13 protein-coding genes, 1 tRNA gene and 1 pseudogene are annotated in these 17,477 nt (G+C 73.5%); 6 read left to right on the top strand and 9 right to left on the bottom strand.

Translation table 11 applies throughout. The features are described 5' to 3' along the window. Positions 1 to 54 precede the first annotated feature (54 nt). The 3 genes from biuH to H6H00_RS02860 form a co-directional block, all read right to left on the bottom strand. Complete coding sequence (gene biuH / locus H6H00_RS02870) at positions 55 to 765, bottom strand: biuret amidohydrolase (RefSeq protein ID WP_185719831.1); 711 nt, start codon at positions 763 to 765, stop codon at positions 55 to 57. Next, positions 762 to 2,057 carry an allophanate hydrolase gene (gene atzF, locus H6H00_RS02865; RefSeq protein ID WP_255425544.1) on the bottom strand — a complete coding sequence of 432 codons (1,296 nt, stop codon included), beginning with the start codon at positions 2,055 to 2,057 and terminating at the stop codon, positions 762 to 764. Before atzF ends, biuH begins: the two co-directional genes overlap by 4 nt. Positions 2,058 to 2,153: 96 nt before the next feature. Then, a complete protein-coding gene (locus H6H00_RS02860) occupies positions 2,154 to 2,828 on the bottom strand; it encodes a GntR family transcriptional regulator (protein WP_185719830.1) in 675 nt (224 codons plus the stop codon). A 129-nt stretch (positions 2,829 to 2,957) separates the two neighbouring features. On the opposite strand from H6H00_RS02860, the gene H6H00_RS02855 reads away from it, so the two are divergent. Continuing rightward, positions 2,958 to 4,358, top strand: coding sequence for an MFS transporter (locus H6H00_RS02855; protein WP_344735023.1), 1,401 nt, complete (start codon positions 2,958 to 2,960; stop codon positions 4,356 to 4,358). Here H6H00_RS02855 and H6H00_RS02850 read toward each other — a convergent pair. Further along, positions 4,250 to 4,789: pseudogene (locus tag H6H00_RS02850) on the bottom strand (VIT1/CCC1 transporter family protein); the annotation flags it as partial. The gene H6H00_RS02855 and the pseudogene H6H00_RS02850 sit on opposite strands and share 109 nt — an antisense overlap. A gap of 155 nt (positions 4,790 to 4,944) precedes the next feature. Between H6H00_RS02850 and H6H00_RS02845 the strand changes: the two are divergent. The 5 genes from H6H00_RS02845 (at position 4,945) to H6H00_RS02825 (ending at position 10,067) form a co-directional block, all read left to right on the top strand. Continuing rightward, the gene (locus tag H6H00_RS02845) at positions 4,945 to 6,417 is read left to right on the top strand and encodes a cryptochrome/photolyase family protein (protein ID WP_185719828.1); all 1,473 of its coding nucleotides are present in this window, start codon (positions 4,945 to 4,947) and stop codon (positions 6,415 to 6,417) included. Between the two features lie 20 nt (positions 6,418 to 6,437). Beyond that, positions 6,438 to 6,890: a MauE/DoxX family redox-associated membrane protein gene (locus H6H00_RS02840; RefSeq protein WP_185719827.1), complete on the top strand. Its 453-nt coding sequence runs from the start codon at positions 6,438 to 6,440 to the stop codon at positions 6,888 to 6,890. Positions 6,891 to 6,899: 9 nt separating this feature from the next. Then, on the top strand, positions 6,900 to 7,655 hold the full coding sequence (locus H6H00_RS02835; RefSeq protein ID WP_185719826.1) for a DsbA family protein: 756 nt from the start codon (positions 6,900 to 6,902) through the stop codon (positions 7,653 to 7,655). A gap of 61 nt (positions 7,656 to 7,716) precedes the next feature. Further along, positions 7,717 to 7,789, top strand: a tRNA-Ala gene (locus H6H00_RS02830). 907 nt (positions 7,790 to 8,696) lie between these two features. Further along, a complete protein-coding gene (locus H6H00_RS02825; RefSeq protein WP_185719825.1) occupies positions 8,697 to 10,067 on the top strand; it encodes a serine/threonine-protein kinase in 1,371 nt (456 codons plus the stop codon). Here the strand turns inward: H6H00_RS02825 and H6H00_RS02820 are convergent. The 5 genes from H6H00_RS02820 to H6H00_RS02800 form a co-directional block, all read right to left on the bottom strand. Beyond that, positions 10,031 to 12,118, bottom strand: coding sequence for a transglutaminase domain-containing protein (locus tag H6H00_RS02820; RefSeq protein ID WP_185719824.1), 2,088 nt, complete (start codon positions 12,116 to 12,118; stop codon positions 10,031 to 10,033). The two genes, H6H00_RS02825 and H6H00_RS02820, sit on opposite strands and share 37 nt — an antisense overlap. Next, positions 12,115 to 13,215, bottom strand: coding sequence for a DUF58 domain-containing protein (locus H6H00_RS02815; protein ID WP_185719823.1), 1,101 nt, complete (start codon positions 13,213 to 13,215; stop codon positions 12,115 to 12,117). Before H6H00_RS02815 ends, H6H00_RS02820 begins: the two co-directional genes overlap by 4 nt. Positions 13,216 to 13,262: 47 nt before the next feature. Continuing rightward, positions 13,263 to 14,282: an AAA family ATPase gene (locus H6H00_RS02810; protein ID WP_185719822.1), complete on the bottom strand. Its 1,020-nt coding sequence runs from the start codon at positions 14,280 to 14,282 to the stop codon at positions 13,263 to 13,265. A gap of 15 nt (positions 14,283 to 14,297) precedes the next feature. Then, on the bottom strand, positions 14,298 to 16,535 hold the full coding sequence (locus tag H6H00_RS02805) for a fibronectin type III domain-containing protein (RefSeq protein ID WP_185719821.1): 2,238 nt from the start codon (positions 16,533 to 16,535) through the stop codon (positions 14,298 to 14,300). A gap of 70 nt (positions 16,536 to 16,605) precedes the next feature. Then, positions 16,606 to 17,367: a hypothetical protein gene (locus tag H6H00_RS02800; protein WP_185719820.1), complete on the bottom strand. Its 762-nt coding sequence runs from the start codon at positions 17,365 to 17,367 to the stop codon at positions 16,606 to 16,608. Between the last annotated feature and the right edge of the window lie 110 nt (positions 17,368 to 17,477).

The following is a 17,477-nucleotide window of genomic DNA, read 5'->3' as shown; positions in this document are numbered from 1 at the left end:
GGGCGGTCGTGGCGGGGTCGAACGCGAAGGGGTAGGGGTCGGCGGGCAGGCTTCTCACGTGGTGGTCCCCGCGATGACGGCGGTCGACGTCGCGACCGCGCCGAAGACCCCGCCCTGCATGGTCACCATGTGCAGCGCGGCGTCGTGGTTGGACGGGTCGGTGGCGCCGGTGCAGTCGCTCAGGACCAGGCACTCGTAGCCGCGGTCGTTCGCCTCGCGCATGGTCGTGTGCACGCAGACGTCCGTGGTGATGCCGGTCAGGACGAGGTGCGTGATCCGGTTCGTGCGCAGGACGAGGTCGAGGTTGGTGGCGTAGAAGGCGCCCTTGCCCGGCTTGTCGAGCAGCACCTCGCCGGGGATCGGGGCGACCTCCGGCACGATCTCCCAGCCCGGTTCCCCGCGGACGAGGATCCGACCGGTCGGGCCGACGCTCCCGATCTCGGCGCCGATCCGGGCGGAGCGCCAGCGCTTGTTGGCGGGCAGGTCGGACAGGTCCGGGGCGTGGCCCTCGCGGGTGTGGACCACCAGCATCCCGGTGGAGCGGGCGTGCTCGAGCATCCGCGCGGTGGCCGGGAGGCCGGCCCGGGTGAGCCCGATGTCGTAGCCCATGCGGTCGACGTAGCCGCCGGGCCCGCAGAAGTCGACCTGCCAGTCGATGCAGATCAGCGCGGTGCGCGCGGCGTCGACCGATCCGTCGTAGGGCCACGGGTAGGGGTCGGCGGCGACGGGCCCGATCCGGGCCCTGGTCTGCACTGTCGCGGTCATGCGGCCTCCCTGGTGATCAACTGGTGCGCGGCGGAGAGCAGGCGGTCCTCGGAGAAGGCGGGGCCGAGCAGGGTGACGCCGACGGGGCGGCCGTCGGCGGTGAACCCCGCCGGGACCGCGACGGCGGCGAGGTCGAGCAGGTTGGCGAACTGCGTGTACCGGCCGAGGACGAGGTTGCGGGCCACCGGCTGCTCGGCGATCTGCGCGCGCGTGAACGTCGTCGGGACGGTGGGCAGGAGCAGGGCGTCGGCGCGGTCCCACAGCCGGGCGGTCCCGGCGCGGAGCTCCTGCAGGCGGTGCCGCCCGCGGAAGGCGTCGACGGCGGTGAAGCCGGCGCCCTGCTCGACGACGGCGCGGATCACGGGGAGCACGTCGTCGGGGTGCTCGGTGAGGAACGCCTCCAGCCCGGCGAGGCGCTCGGCGACCCACGGGCCGGTGTAGAGGAGGTCGCCCGCCTCGCGCAGCGGCGCGACGGGGGCGGTGCCGACGGCGTCCGCGCGTGCGGCGACGGCGTCGAAGGCGGCCGCCATCGCGGTGTCGCCCTCGAAGTCCAGCTCGTCGGGCAGGAGCAGTCGTGCGCGGAAGAGGGGGTCAGGGCGAGCGTTTCCGCGCACAGGTCGTGACCAGGCGTCGGACGGGTCCGGGTGGGCGACGATCGACAGCACGTCCGCCGCGTCGGACGGGTCGTGGGCGAACACGCTGACGCAGTCCAGGGAGCGGCACGCGGGCAGCACCCCGGCCGTGCTGACCAGGCCGCGGGTCGGCTTGAGCCCGACGATCCCGTTGAGCGCGGCCGGGACCCTCCCCGAGCCCGCGGTGTCGGTGCCCAGGGAGAAGGCGACCTCGCCCGCCGCCACCGCGACGGCGCTGCCCGAGCTGGACCCGCCGGAGATCAGGTCGCCGCCGAACACCGACTCGCACGCGCCGTAGGGGGAGCGGGTCCCGTTGAGGCCCGTGGCGAACTGGTCGAGGTTGGTCTTGCCGACGACGATCGCGCCCGCCTCGCGCAGCAGCCGCACCGCGGTGGCGTCGACGGCGGGGGAGCGGGCGAAGGCGGGGCACGCGGCCGTCGTCGGGAGGCCGGCGACGTCGATGTTGTCCTTGACGGCGAACGGGATCCCGTGCAGCGGGCCGGCCGGGAGCGTCGCGACCTGCTCGTGCAGCTCGGCGCGGGTGAACCGGGAGATCCAGACGGCGTCGTCACCGCGCTCGGCGATCCGGGCCAGCACGGCATCGACGACGTCGTGGGGGGTGAGCGCGCCGCTGCGGTAGGCGGCGCCCAGGGAGCGCACCCCGAGCGGGACCGTCGCGATCTGCGTTCTGTCGATTGTCGACCGTTCGGTGTCGACGGCAGGTCTGCGCGGTTAAGCCCGTGTGACGCCGGTCGCTCAGGCGTCCAGTTCGGGGGCCAGGTACGTGCGGGCGCCGTGGTGGGCCAGCTCGGCGAGGACCGCGTCGAGGTCGCCGGAGTCGACGGCGTCGCAGAGCCTGCGGTGGCGCTGCGCCCCCTCGCGCGGGGACGCGGCCTCGGCCTCGCGGCGCATGTTGGTGGCCATGTAGAGCTGGAGCTGGGTGAGGACCGGCTCGTAGCTGCGCACGAGCTGGTGGTGGTCGGCGAGCCCGACGAGCGCGAGGTGGAACGCGCGGTGCCCGGCCGCCTGCTCCGCGGCGTCGCCCCCGGCCGCGGCCCGCTCCATCTGCTCGGTGGCGGCGCGCAGGGCGGCGGTGGACAGGCGGGCGCCGCGGCCCAGCGCGCACTCGACGGCGAAGCGCTCCAGGGCGTCGCGCAGGCTGAACAGCTCGTCGATGTCGCGGGCCGACAGCTCGGTCACGCGCACCCCGCGGCGGGGGAGGTGCTCGACGAGCCCCTGCTGCCCGAGCAGGCGGAGCGCTTCGCGCAGCGGCGCCCGGCTCGTGCCGAACCGCCTGGTCAGCTGCTCCTCGACCAGGCGCTCGCCGGGCTGCAGCGCACCGCTGAGGATCTCGCTGCGCAGCCGGCGCACGGCGAGCTCGACGAGGCTGCTCGCCCCCAGTCCGCCGTCGACGGCGGGCTCTGCGGTCACTGCGGACCTCCTCGGGGCCGGTGTGCTGTCGGCTCAACAGTGTCAGACGCCGCGGGGATGCGGTGTGCGGGCGAGCGCGGCGTAGTGTCGGGGATCGGTAGCAATGGCACGAACCGGAAGGGGTGGCGGGTGGTCGAGGCCGACGCCCCGCGGGCTCCCGTGCGCCTGCCCCGCGAGATCTGGGTGCTGGTCGGCGCCTCGTTCATGATCGCCATCGGCTTCGGCCTGGTCGCGCCGACGCTGCCGGTCTTCGTCCGCAGCTTCGACGTCGGGATCACCGCCGCCGGGCTGGTGATCAGCGTCTTCGCCCTGGCCCGCCTGGTGTTCGCCCCGTCGAGCGGCTGGCTGGTCAGCAGGCTCGGCGAGCTGCGCGTGTTCAACGCGGGCCTGCTGATCGTCGCGGTGTCGACGGCCGCGATGGCGTTCGCGGGGGAGTACTGGCACCTCCTGGCGCTGCGGGCCTTCGGCGGCATCGGGTCGACGATGTTCACGATCTCCGCGGTGTCGCTGCTCATCCGCCTGTCCCCGCCGGAGATCCGCGGGCGGGCGTCGGGCATGTGGGCCACCGGGTTCCTGCTCGGCAACATCGTCGGACCGCTGGCCGGCGGCGGGCTCGTCGCGATCAGCCTGCGCGCCCCGTTCCTGGTCTACGCGGTCGTCCTCGTCCTCGTCGTCGTGATCAGCGCGGTGCTCCTGCGCGGGCGGACCGACGTGGCGGCGCCCGTCCCCGGGGCCGCCCCGGTCGTGGAGGTCAGCTTCCGCGGCGCGCTGGAGCACCGGGCCTACCGCGCCGCGCTGGTGGCGAACTTCGGCGTCGGGTGGGCGGTGTTCGGGGCGCGGGTGGCGCTGGTGCCGCTGCTGGTCGTCGAGGCGCTGCGGCTGCCGGAGTCGTGGTCGGGCATCGCGCTCGCGGTGTTCGCGGCGGGCAACGCGGCCACGCTCGTCGTCTCCGGGCGGTTCGCCGACCGCTTCGGGCGCCGCCCGCCGATGCTGCTCGGGCTGGCCGTCGCCGCGGTCGGCACGGGCGTGCTCGGGTTCGTCACCGACCCGATCGCGTTCCTGGCCGTCAGCCTGGTGGCGGGGCTGGGCAGCGGGATGGTGAACCCGCCGCTGCAGGCCGCGGTCGGCGACGTCATCGGGACGGGCGGGCGCGGCGGCACCGTGCTCGCGGGGTTCCAGATGGCCTCGGACCTCGGGGCGATCCTCGGGCCGGTGCTCGCGGGCGGGCTCGCCGAACTCGTCGGGTACGGGCCGGCGTTCGCGATCACCGGCGGGGTGCTGGCCGTCGGCTGGGTGTTCTGGCTGCGCGCCCCGGAGACGCTGGTGCGCGGCTACCCGACGACGCCCGTGCCGATCAGCGACCCGACGACGAACGTCGCCCCCGCCGCGATCGCGCCGAACATCAGCTGGCGCAGCCCCGCGAGCCACCACGGCCGGGTGGTGAACCGCGCCGTCAGCGCGCCGGCGGCGACCAGGCCGACCGCTCCGACGGACAACCCGAGCAGCAGCGAGGACGAGCCGAGCAGGTAGGGCACGAGCGGGACGATCCCGCCGACGGCGAAGCAGAGGAACGACGAGATCGCCGCGGTCCAGGGCGACGGCTTGTCGGTCGGGTCGACGCCGAGCTCCTGCGTGATGTGCACGCGCACGGCGAGCTCGGGGTCGCTGTGCACCTCCGCCGCGACGGCCTCCGCGGTCGGCCGGGTCAGCCCCATCTCCTGGTACATGTCGGCCAGCTCGGCCTGCTCGACCTCGGGGTGGCGCCGGATCTCGGCCCGCTCGACGTCGACCTCGTGGCGGACGGCGTCGTTCTGCGTGTCGACGGAGGCGAACTCGCCCAGCGCCATCGAGAACGCGCCCGCGACCAGCCCGGCCATCCCGGTGAGGATGATCAGCGAGCGGTCGCCCCCGCCGCCGCCGACGCCCGCGACCAGCGCGATGTTCGTGACGAGGCCGTCCATCGCCCCGAACACGGCCGCCCGCAGCCAGCCGCCGCTCACGTCGGAGTGGTGGTGGGCGCCGTCGTGGGCCGCGTACTCGGCGGGGCCGGGAGCCTGCGTCATGGGGACATCCTGCTCCGGTCGCGGCCCGGCTGCGCGCGGATGAGACTGACGCGATGCCCGCCCCGCTCTGGCTCTTCGCCGACCAGCTCGGCCCGCACGTCCACGGACCGCACGCCGACCGCGAGGTCGTGCTGGTCGAGTCCGCCCGTGTGCTGCGCAGCCGCCCGTTCCACCGCCAGAAGCTGCACCTGGTCCTGTCCGGCATGCGCCACCTCGCCGACGAGCTGGGCGAGCGGGCCACGTACCTGCGCACCGACACCTACCGGGAGGCGCTGGAGCGGGTCGGGCGCCCGGTCGTCGTGCACGAGCCGACGTCGTTCGCCGCGGCCGACCTCGTCGCCCGCCTGCACGCCGAGGGGCTGGTCGAGGAGATCCTGCCGACACCGGCGTTCGCCCTGTCCCGCACCGACTTCGACGACTGGGCCGGTGACCGCGCCACGTTCCGGATGGAGGACTTCTACCGCGCCCAGCGCCGTCGCTTCGACGTGCTGATGGAGGGCAGCGAGCCCGTCGGCGGGAAGTGGAACTACGACGCGGAGAACCGGGAGCCGCCGCCCAAGGGCGTCGCGACGCTCGACGTGCCGGCGCCGTGGCAGCCGCCCGAGGACGCGATCGACGACGAGGTCCGCCGCGACCTCGACGCGCTGGACCTGCCCACGGTCGGCGTCGACGGCCCGCGCTGGTTCGCGGTGACCGCCGACGAGGCGCAGACGGCGCTCGCGCACTTCGTCGAGCACCGGTTGCCGCACTTCGGCCCGCCCGAGGACGCCATGCTGACCGGCGACTGGGCGATGGCGCACTCGCTGCTGTCGGTGCCGCTCAACCTGGGCCTGCTGCACCCGCTCGACGTCGTTCGGGCGGCGGAGTCGGCGTACCGCGCGGGGTCGGTGCCGCTGCCGGGCGCGGAGGGGTTCGTCCGGCAGGTGCTGGGGTGGCGGGAGTACGTCTGGCAGCTGTACTGGAGGTTCGGGCGCTCCTACCAGCGGCGCAACGAGCTCGGCGCCCGCGTGCCGCTGCCGGAGTGGTTCGCCGCGCTCGACGCCGACGCCGTGACGGCGCAGTGCCTGTCGACGGCGCTGGAGGGCGTCCGCGACCGCGGCTGGACCCACCACATCCAGCGGCTGATGGTGCTCGGCAACCACGCCCTGCAGCGCGGTTACGACCCGGCGGAGCTCTCGGACTGGTTCCGGGAGGCGTTCGTCGACGGGTTCGAGTGGGTGATGCCGCCCAACGTGATCGGGATGAGCCAGCACGCCGACGGCGGGATGCTCGCGACCAAGCCGTACAGCTCCGGCGGGGCCTACATCCACAGGATGTCCGACCACTGCGGGACCTGCGCGTTCGACCCGAAGAAGCGCCTGGGTGACGACGCCTGCCCGTTCACGGCCGGCTACTGGGCCTGGACGCACCGCCACCGCGAGCTGCTCGCCGCCAACCACCGCACCGCCCGCGCCGTCGCGGGGATGAACCGGCTGTCCGACCTCGACGCCGTGCTGGAGCAGGAGTCGGCCCGCGAGCAGTTCTGACCGCTCGCTAGGTTGGGGCCGTGAGGCGGGACCGGGTGCTCGACGTCGTCGGGACGCTGGCACGGTTCGGGCTCGCCGCCGTGTGGCTGCTGTCCGGCGTCCCCAAGGCGCTCGACCCCGACCAGACCTACGTCGCCGTCCGCGCCTACGACGTGCTGCCGACGCTCGGCGTCGAGCTGGTCGCGGGGATCCTGCCGTGGCTGGAGATCGCGCTGGCGGTGCTGCTGCTGCTCGGGCTCGGCACGCGCGCGGCCGCGGTGGTGTCGGCGGTGCTGCTGCTCGTGTTCGTCGCGGGGGTGTCGCAGGCGTGGGCGCGCGGGCTCTCGATCGACTGCGGCTGCTTCGGCGGTGGCGGTCAGGTCGAGCCGGGGCAGACCGCCTACGTCGAGGAGCTGCTGCGCGACACGGGCTTCATGGTGCTTGCGGCATGGTTGGTGGTGCGTCCCCGGACGCTGTTCGCAGTCGATTCTTGAGGAGCGGTCATGGGTGGGGCCTCGCGCAACGAGAAGAAGCGCAAGCAGGAGGCGGCGAACGCGCGGCTGCGCGCGGCCGGGATCACGCCGCGCAGGGAGCAGCAGACGGGTGACGGAAAGCGCACCACGTTCATCGCGGTGGCCGTCCTCGCGGTCGTGGCGCTGGTCGTCGGCGTGGTCGTCCTGGTCACCCGCGACTCCGGCGACACCGCCGTCGTCCCCACGTACGCGACCACCGCGGCGGGCGGCGTCGTCACCGCGGGCGACGGCCCGATCGTCGTCGACGTCTACGAGGACTTCCTCTGCCCGGTCTGCGAGCGCTTCGAGGAGCGCTACGGCCAGGAGCTGACGGAGGCGCTCAACGCCGGGCAGATCACCGTCCGCTACCACTCCGTGGCCATCCTCGACCGGCTGACCGACCCCGTCGGCTACTCCTCCCGCGCCGCCAACGCCGCCCTGTGCGCGGTGCCCGCCGGCATCTACCCGGCCTACCACTCCCGGCTGTTCGACGAGCAGCCCGCCGAGCGCAGCTCCGGCCTCACCGACGAGCAGCTCACCGCGTTCGGCACGGAGCTGGGCGCCGACCTCGGGGCGTGCATCAGCGGGGGTGCCAACGCCGACGCCGTCGCGTCCGTCACCCAGGCGGCCACCTCCGACCCCGCCCTGCAGAACGCCGACGGCACCTTCGGCACGCCGACCGTCCTGCTGAACGGGGCCCGCGTCGACATCAGCGACACCGGCTGGCTGCAGAACGCGCTCGGCTGACCCCGCGAGACCGACCCGGTTGTCGCGGGGGATCGGGCCTCGTGTAACTTCGTCGGGGCAAGGGGCTGTGGCGCAGCTGGTAGCGCACTTGACTGGCAGTCAAGGGGTCAGGGGTTCGAATCCCCTCAGCTCCACCCACCGTAGACAGTTGTCCGGGACGTGTTGTCATCGTCCTTGTGGCTCTGAGCTGCAGTGACGTGTCCACCGCAGCGTTCTCGGTACCGTTTGGTGATGGGCCGAGTGATCGACATAATTGATCTTTTGGGGACCACCCGGGGACTGCGGCGCGGGCTGTCGATCGCTGGCGGTGTTTGACCGCGGTCAAGTGCGCCGTGGGTGTTGACCGCCTCCCTGGATGACGACGTAGGGGCCTGCTCGCGCGCGCTGGACAAGTCGGCGTACTTCACCGTGCTGATCCCGACCGCCCGTGCAACACCGGCCCGGCCAGTCTCTTCGAGCTCGCTGCGCTCGGCGATCACTGCCGCAGCGGCGGCCTGAAGACTGGCCGCTTCACGGAAGGTGCCGGGGGACGCTCCTTTGGTGTGTCCAGCGGGTGCAAGCGGGTGAGGTGGGCGGGTTCTCGAGCTGGCGGTAGGGCTGGCGGGCGATTAGCGCTTGAGGCAGCGCTTGATCGCTCGCTCGGTCGGTCTCGCCCTCGCTTCGGCGCTTGTCGGCGTAGGCGCGGGCGTCGGGGTCGTGCCTGAGCTGGGACAGGGCGATGACGTGCAGGGCCTTGTTGAGCTGGCGGTTGCCGGAGCACCCGCTGCCACCATCACCAGCCCACCATCACCGGGCCGGCTTGACCACTCCCACAGCCAGATTTCTGGATCCGGCGGCGCTCTTCTGCAACGTCGTGGGCATCCAGGCTGGTGAGCGACATGATCGATGTGTCGGCCGCTCTACGGCAACGACTCGTTGGTACGCACCTGACGAGCACGCCACGTCGGCGGCACAGATCACGTCTGGGGTGTAACGGGTGGGCGGTTGGCGGCGACCGAATGGACGATGCACGAGCTCAAGGAAGGCTTGACCCTCGCTGGCATGACCATTCGGCGGGAGCTGGGTCGGGGCGCGATGGGGGCCGTCTACCAGGCGCTCGACCCGGAGCTGGACCGCCTGGTGGCGATCAAGGTCATCGCCGCCGAACACGCGTCCGACGGCGACTTCGTGCAGCGGTTCAAGCGCGAGGCCCGCATGGCCGCTCGCATCGACCATCCCCATGCCGTGCCCGTGTACCGCGCCGGCGACGACAACGGCCTGCTCTACCTGGTCACCAGGTACATCGACGGCATGAACCTGAAGGAGCTCATCGAGGAGCAGGGCCGACTCGCGCCGGCCGCGGCCGTCCGGCTGATCGGCCAGGTCGCCGCGGCGCTCGACGCCGCGCACGCCGAGGGTGTGGTCCACCGCGACGTGAAGCCCGCGAACATCCTGGTGGGCGGGACCGGCACCGACGCGGTCGCCTATCTCGCGGACTTCGGTCTGACCCGGTCCGTGGCGGCGTCGAGCGTGCACATCACCTCCACGGGCGGGGTCGTCGGAACGCCGGCGTACATGGCGCACGAACTGTTCGCAGGGGATCCGGCCAGTGTCGCCAGCGATGTCTACTCGCTGGGCAGGACCCTGCAGATGGCGCTGGTGGGGCGTCTGTTCGGGCGGTGGGCGACGATCGGCGCGCCCGGGTCGACAATCGCCGAGGTGGTACCGGACCGGCGGATGGCCGAGGGACTCGACGGCGTGTTGCTGCGGGCAATGGAGGTCCGTCCGGAGGACCGGTACCGCTCGGCGGGCGACCTCGGGGCGGCTGCGGCCCGCATCGTCGCCGCGGGCTCCACGGTCCCGGTGCGCCCGCCCGCTCCGCGCCCGGCAGCGGTCCCGCCCCGCGCCTTCGCGCCCACGCAGGACCGGTGGGCCGGGCCTCCCCACGACGCGCCGCGGCAACCACCGGTCGTGCCGCGAGATGCCCCGCGGTACGGACCGCCTGTCGTGGACCCGGCCGTCGAGCGGGCGCCGCTCGACGGGCCGGCCCGCCCGCGCCGACGTACGTGGGCCACGGCCGTCGCGTCCAGCGCAACTGCGGTGGCTCTCGTCGGTGGCTATCTCCTGTGGGATCCCACCTCCGAGGTCGACGGTCCGGGGGCGGTGACGCCGGTCGATCTGGTCCTGCAGCCTGTCGTCGACTCCGGGGCCCGGGTACGGCTCACGTGGACCGGGCCCGATCTCGACTACGGCGTCGAGATCACCCCGGAGGGCGGTCGACCCTCGACGGTACTGGCCGGGCGGGTCGACTCCGCGGAGGTCGCGGTGCAGCCCGGGGTGCGCTACTGCTTCCGCGTCTCCGGCACGGATGGCGGCCAGCTGGTCTCGAGCAACGTTCAGCCGGTGCGCGACGCCAGCTGCCCGGCCGGCTGAACGCGCTCCGCACGGAGGCCGTCGACCGCGAACTGCGACCGGAACCGGGGTCGGAAGCCGCCGCTGCTCAGCGAGCGGCGGACGGCGCCCGCGGCAGCCCAGGCCCCGTCGACCACCGAGGGGTCCGGGTCCCGTCCGGTCCACAGGGCCAGGTCGACGCACCGGGCGAGGTCTTCGAGGTCGTCGGCACCGGTCCCGGCCGTGCCGATCGTGTCGCGCACGGTCGCACCCGGCGGAACGTGGATCCCCTGGTCGCGCATGCTGTCGCGGGTGTCGCGCCAGGCGTTCGTCACGGCCTCGCGGGAGGGTGCGCGCCGGCGGAGCGCCCGGCGCACCCGCTTGGCCACCGGGATCGCCGCGACCGCGGCGAGCAGGAGCGCGACCGCGGGCCAGACGAGGAGACCGCGCGGCCCGACCGGCTCCTCCGCGGCGGGCGGCGTCCCGCCGGGCTGTTGGGTGGCCAGCTGGCTCGGGTCCGGCAGCTCCTCCCGTGCGGCCTGGGTGGCGGCCGAGAGTCCCGAACGGTCGGCCGAGCTGTTGCTGGCCCCGCCGGTCGGGTCGAGGGGCACCCAGCCGACACCGTCGACGGCGATCTCCGGCCAAGCGAGCACGTCGTTGGCGTGGACGATAGTGCTGCCGTCGTCCCGGAACCCGACGACGACCCGCACCGGGATCCCCAGGCTGCGTGCCATGAGGGCGTAGGAGGTGGCGAACTGCTCGCTCGTGCCGCGCTTCGTCCCGGTGAGGAAGTGCAGGAGCTGCGCGGTGGAATGTCCGGTGGGGATGTCCGTCCCGGTGGCCACCTGGTAGCCGTCGCGAAGCCATTTCTCCAGCACGAGCGCCGCCTGCACGGTGGGGGCGGTGTTCTGCCCGACGGCCTGGCGCGCGAGATCGGCGATGCCGACGGGCACCGCGGCGACCTCGATCGCGCCCGTCGGCGCGGGATCGATCGCCGACGTGGTGAGGTCCTTGGCGTCGATCCGTAGGTCGTTCCAGCTCAGCGAGTAGTGGTCGACCGGCTCGGTCCCGCGGGCCAGCACACCGGTCGCGGCGTCGACGAGCGGGCGGACGTCGTCGGCGCGGCGCAGCCGGGACTGCGACGGCAGCCAGGGCCCGTCAAGGTCGACAGCGGCGATGTCGGCCCTGGCCGTCGTGAGCTCGGTGGCGACCTCGGGCTCGGGAAGCTCCGTGCCGAGGTGTCGGAGCCGCGCCCCGGTGGACCAGTTGGTGCCGTCGAAGCGGTCGAGGACCACCACCTGCCAGCGGTCGACCGGGGCATCGGACCGGACGCGGAACGCGACCCGCTCCCCGTCCGCGAGGAGCGTCGCGATCTGATCGAGCGGATCGGGGATGTGGATGGTGCCTCCGGTGGACCGTCCGTCCTGGAGGCTCACCGCCGGCCGGTCGGGCAGCGCGACCGCGGTGGCGGCCACGGCTGCCGCCACCGCGGTAATGACCGTGGCGAGCACCGGGGCCCACCCCGCCGAGCGCCGCCCACCGGCGCGGGCTCGCGGCCAGTCGGACAGCAGCACCGCGATGGCGGTGAGCCCGAAGCCCGCCCCGACCCCGACGGCCGCGGCACCCGTTGCGGTCCGGAACAACTGGCCGAGCACCAGAACGGCCAGGCCGGGCAGGAGCGCGACGAACGGTCCGGCGCCGTGGCGGGTCCACTCCGTCGCGAGCACGCCGGCGACCAGTACCAGCGCCGGGACGAAGGCGAGTGCGGCGACGTCAGGACGGGCCGGGAGCGTCGAGTCGAGGGTGAGCTGCCAGCCGTTCACGATGCCGTCGAGCACAGTCGACGGCGCGGCCCCGGTCGGCAACGTTAGCGACAGCAGCAGCGCCGCACCGCCGAGGACGATGGCGAGCGCGGGACGGACCGCGTCCGCGCCCGGGCGCCCGACCGTCACCTGATCGGCAACGAGGACTGCCACCAGGGTCCCGAGTACGGGCAGCACCAGGGGCCACAGCGTGAAGGTGGGCGCCCATCCCAGCGCGGCCACGGCGACGGCGAGGAGCACGGCGGGCACGGTCCAGCGAGCATTGCTCATCGGCGGGCGACCCGGTCCCACCGGCCGACTGCCTCGGGCGCCGTGCCGCCGCGGATGACCGTGACACCTGGCGCGGACACCGTCTCGAGCCACCCGGACACGTCGAAGACGGTGATCGGGTCGAACCCGCGCATGCCCCCGAGCTGCGCCAGCACCTTCCGATCCGCGGCGCCGGTGATGACGACGAGCCATCCGCCGCGGATGCCCCTGGCGACGGCCTCCAGCGCGCGGACCGGGTCGGTGGAGGGCACCTGTTCCACCGACGCGAGCCGGTCCAGGAGGGGCTGCATCGCATCGGGACGCTCCGCCGCAGGTGAGCGGTCGCCCTCCGCCGTGCACAGGACGACGCGATGCCCCTGCTGCACCGCCGACCACGCGATCGACGCGGCGACCTCGACAGCCTCCTCGAACGCGTCGGCGGTCAACGCGGCCGGACGGTTGTCCAGTACGAGCGTGCAATGCGGCTGGACCGGATCGACCAGCTCGCGCACGAACAACGTCCCGGTGCGGGCGCTCGCGCGAGCATGGACGTGGCGCAGCTCGTCGCCCGGGACGTACTCGCGCAACGACCGGACGTCGTTCGACCCGCGGATCGGCTGGTCGGTCGACACGCCGTCGTGGTGATGGCGGAGGCGCCCGCTCGCGACAACCTCGACCGGTAGGCGCCGCGGATGCACCCACAGGGACCGGACGTCGCCGAGGTCGGTGCGCGAGCGGGCCAGTCCGAGCGGATCCGCCCGGTCGATCGACAGCGGGCCGATCTCCAGCCGGCCACGGCGGGTGGCCGGCACCTCGTAGACGTGCTCGAACGTGGCCCCCGGAGCCAGCGCCGGGACCGGCACCTCGACGATCGTCCCGGCAATGCGGTCGATCGCGGTAAAGGCGGCCTGTCGCTGGTTGCGAGGGTTGTGGATCACCAGTCGCGCGGTGGCCCGGTCGCCGCGCTCGAGGCGGGTCGGTTCGACGGTGCGCTCGGCGACCGGCCGCACCCGCACCAGCACCGGCACCAGGGCAACCACGAACGCGCCGAGCGCGAACCCGCCCAGGCCACGCAGGACCGGAAGCCCGAGCGTCAGCCCGGCGCTCCACAGCGCCACCGCCGCAGCGGCGGCACCGATCCCGCGCCGGGTAGGTCTGGGGCCGCTCACCGCGGCGGCGGCGAGATCGTCGACATCCCGGGTGACATCCCCGGACCGATGGTGGTCGCGCCGGACGGGAGCAGGCCGGGGGCTGCGACGGTCTCCAGTACCTCTCGCACCACCTGCGTCCCCGTGTAGCGGTTGAGCTCGGCGTCGGGGGTGAGGACGAGGCGGTGGGTGAGCACCGCCGGGGCGACCGCCTTGACGTCGTCGGGGGTCACGAACGCGCGGCTCTGCGTGGCGGCGAGCGCTCGGGCGGCCCGGACGATGCCGATGCTGCCGCGCGGGCTCGCCCCGTACCGGATGGCCGGGTGGGTGCGGGTGGCCGCGGCCAGTCGAATTGCATACGACGCGACCTGCGGGTCGACGAAGGTCTGCCGCACGGCCATCAGCACCTGCTGCAGTGTCGCGATGTCGATCACCGGCTGGAGCTGCTCGGGGTGGTGGCCCGCAGCGTTGCCCATCACGACGGCGAGCTCGGCGTCGTGGTCGGGGTAGTCGACCTTCAGCCGGACCAGGAAACGGTCGAGCTGCGCCTCCGGCAGGCGGTAGGTGCCCTCCAGCTCGATCGGGTTCTGGGTGGCGACCACGATGAACGGGTGCGGCACCGGGTGGGAGGTGGCGTCGACCGTCACCCGGCCCTCCGCCATCACCTCCAACAGGGCCGACTGCGTCTTCGGGGTGCCTCGGTTGATCTCGTCTGCCACCAGCACGTTGGTGAACACCGCGCCCGGCCGGAAGTCGAGCCTGCCGTCGGCCTGGTGGTAGACCATGCTGCCGGTGATGTCGCCGGGCAGCAGGTCGGGGGTGAACTGGATCCGGTTGAAGCCGCCCGCGATGCTGCGGGCGATGCAGTGCGCCAGGGTTGTCTTCCCGAGCCCGGGGACGTCCTCGAGCAGGATGTGGCCCTCGGCGAACAGGGCGACGATCGCCAGACGCACGACCTCGGGCTTGCCCTGGACGATCTGCTGCACGTTGTCCGCTATCGCGCGGTATGCAGCGCCGGGATCGAAAGGTGCGTTCATCGGTTCCTTCTGTCTCTACTGCGTGACCGTGTAGGTGCCACCGGATCTCGAACCGACCGTGTCGTCGTTGCCGTCGTCGGCCAGCGCCATCGACTCGGACGTCAGCGAGACGGTGGTTGCGCCCGGGGCCAGCGCGGTGAAGGTGATGGTGCCGACGGCCACCGTGCCCGTCCGTGGCGGTGGGATTTTGCCGACGGCGATGCGGCCGCTACCTCCCGAGCACCCCGCTTCGGCGAAGACGTCCCAGCTGGGGTCGGCCTCGGCCGTCACGCACCGGAACACGTCGGTCGGGAACGCGAAGTCGGCCTGCGCGGCGTTGACCGGTCTGCTGCCGATCGCGAGCATGGCCGTCAACGTGATCGACTCGCCGACCCGGAGGGTTGCCGAGGCCGGGGAGAGGTACATCCGGCTGCTCGTGATGGGGCAGCCGGTCGCGAGCGTCGTCTCGCTGTAGGGGCTCGTCTGCTCGACCCCGCCGACCGAGGCCACTGTGCGCACCCGGAACGTGGCTGGCCCGCTGCAGTCGAAGTCCGCCGGTGCGCTCAGCTGTACCGACGTGGCCACTGTGGACCTGGGCGTGCTCGGCGGCGTCGCCTCGTATCGGACCAGCGTCCCGCCGTTGAGGTTCGGTGTCGTCCAGGTGACTGCCGCCGTACCGCTGTCGGGGCCGGTCTTCGTGAACGCCACGGCGAGGTTCGCGGGCGGATCGGGCGGTAGCGGCTGGGGCGCCTGTGGGATCGTGACGGGGTTGCTGGGCGCGGAGGGTGCGCTCGTGCCCGACTCGTTGGTCGCGACGACAGTAAAGATGTAGGTCTCGCCGGCCAGCAGGGCGGGGAAGGCCGCCCGGCCCGCGTTGACCTGGGCGGTGTCGCCGCGGCTGCTGGTGACCGTGAACAGGTCGACGTTCCCGCCGCCCCCGTCGGCCCAGGTCACGGTGACCGTGCCCGCGGCCTCGAGCGCCGCGAGAACCTGGATCGGCGGTGCAGGCGGACCCGGTTCCGCAGGCGGGCCGGCGCCCGGTCCGGCACCGGTTCCCGTCCCGCCGCCCGGGCCCGGGTTCGGCAGCACGGGCCCGCCCGGCGCGGACGCGGTGGCGGCCGTCGGGTCGATCGGCGGTGCGATCAGCTCACCCGGTGGCGGCGGCGCGACCGGCCTGACCTGGTCCGCCGGCGCGGCGCTGGCGACGGTCTCGCGGGTACCTAGCCCGAGATCCAGGCTGGAGATCGTGCCGTCGGCCTGGACGACGTCCGTGCGGGACCCGTCGGGCTGGTCGACGTAGATCCGCCCGTCCTCGCCGCGGCGGGCGTCGCCGGGATCGGTGCCCGGTGGCAGGCGCAGGTCCGCGATCCGGCGGCCGGTGGCGTCGAACGTGCTGAGCGTGCTGGCGGTGAGTTCGAGGAGCGCGACGATGTCGCCGCTGACGAGCGGGGAGCTGAAGGTCCCTCGACCCAGCGCGACGTCGACGGGCGCATCGGCGGCCCGGCCCTCCGCGAATCCCGACGAGTCCAGCAGACGCAGCGTCGTGGTGCCGGGCAGCACGACCGGCAGCCGTGATGTCGTGGACTGGTCGGGGAGGAGCGCATCTGCTGGCAGGTCGGCGCCCAGAGGGGCACCGTCGCCCTGGTCGCCTGGACGGATCGGGTGAGCGACGTCGCCTGCGGTGTCGACGAACACCGCCCGCCCGCCCACGACTGTGATCCCGCCGGCCGTGCCCGGCGCGACGCGGGCGCTGCAGTCGATCTCCAGCGCGTCCCGGCGGACGGAGCACAGCGCGCCGTTGTCAGCGCGGTGCACCCAGACCGTGCCGTCGGCGGTGCGCACGGGCGTGCTCACCGGCCCCCCTGCTTCGACGACGACCGGCGGCTGCCCGAGCCGGACGATCGTGCCCTGCGTGCGGTACACGAGGTAGGGCCCGCCGGGGGCCTCGATCCCGACCGGGTTCTCGCCGGTGCCGGGAAGCGGGGTGGTCGCCTCCGCCTCCAGCGTCGCCTTGTCGAACGACCACGCCCCGTCCCGACCGATGACGAAGCCTTCGGTGGCGCCCTGCAGCGTCATGAACGAGCCCTGGGCGACGTCGTCGGGCACGGTGACGCGGGCGTCCACGGCCGGTGGCTCGCCGTGCATGTGGAGCACGGTCCGCCGGGTCTTGTCGGCCACCCAGTGGCCCGACTGTGCGATCTCGATCCTCGGGGCTGCCGGCGCCGCGAGCGCCGTCAAGGCGACGACGATGGCGATGCTGACGGCGGTGAGCACTGCGGGCACTGCCCGCCTGCGGTCGCGCACGTCGCCCCCCTGCCACTCGTGATCACCACTTGGTCGCTGGTTAATCGTGCGAACCGCTCGAGATGTAACGCAGCCCGGCGAGTCCGGGCGCGACACGGGGCGGCCGGACGTAGCCCGCGCGGACGAGGGCGTAGAGATAACCGGGATCGGTCAGGTCCCGCTCGATGCCGTTCACGCCCAGCTCGGCGGCCTTGTCCCACGCCACGGCCAATCGGTCCCGCACCGAGGGCGGAGCGATGCCGAGCCGGGTGGCGGCCTGCTTGAGCTGCAGCGGCGTCGCTGGGTGCCGCGGCGGCCAGCTCAGCAGCTCGTGGAACACGACCCGTATGGCCTGGCTCGTGCCTTTGGACAGGTCGCTGGGGCGCCCGGCGAGATCGGTTCCCGACGACTCGTCGCCAGCGACTGGACCCGCGGGGGTGATGGCCAGGTCGTCGGCGCTGAGCAGGATCCAGTGTTGGGACGTGTTGGTGTGTCGTAACCGGATCCCCAGCAGCGGCCAGTCAATGCCGTCGACGGGGGAGGCGACCTGCAACGGCCCGCCCCACGGGTGCATTACCGCGCCGTTGCGGTTCGGCACCGCGATCCGCCAGCCGGTCGGGCTCGCCGTCACCTCCACCGCGATCCGGGAGACGCCGCGATTGGGTGTCCTCACCCCGATCGCGACATCGCCCTCCCGGCCGACGGTGACTCGTGTGCCGACCGGCATCGGGCGGGTGGCGGTGATCCGGAGGTCCGGCCCCTCGCCCTCGTGTACCGCAAGCCATCGGGTCGGCGGCGGGTGCGAGATGTCCAGCGGGGTCATCCCCGAACTCCATCGCCGATCGCCGGCGATGTCCACCCCGCTGCGCAGCGGGGTGGTCGCTCGCCCTGGCCGGGGGTGTGCTCAGCGGGCCTCGATGACCGCGAGGCGTG

Origin of the sequence: Pseudonocardia petroleophila (genome assembly GCF_014235185.1) — a bacterium.
GTDB classification, from domain to species: Bacteria; Actinomycetota; Actinomycetes; order Mycobacteriales; family Pseudonocardiaceae; genus Pseudonocardia; species Pseudonocardia petroleophila.
This window is presented reverse-complemented; position numbering and strand designations above follow the sequence as displayed.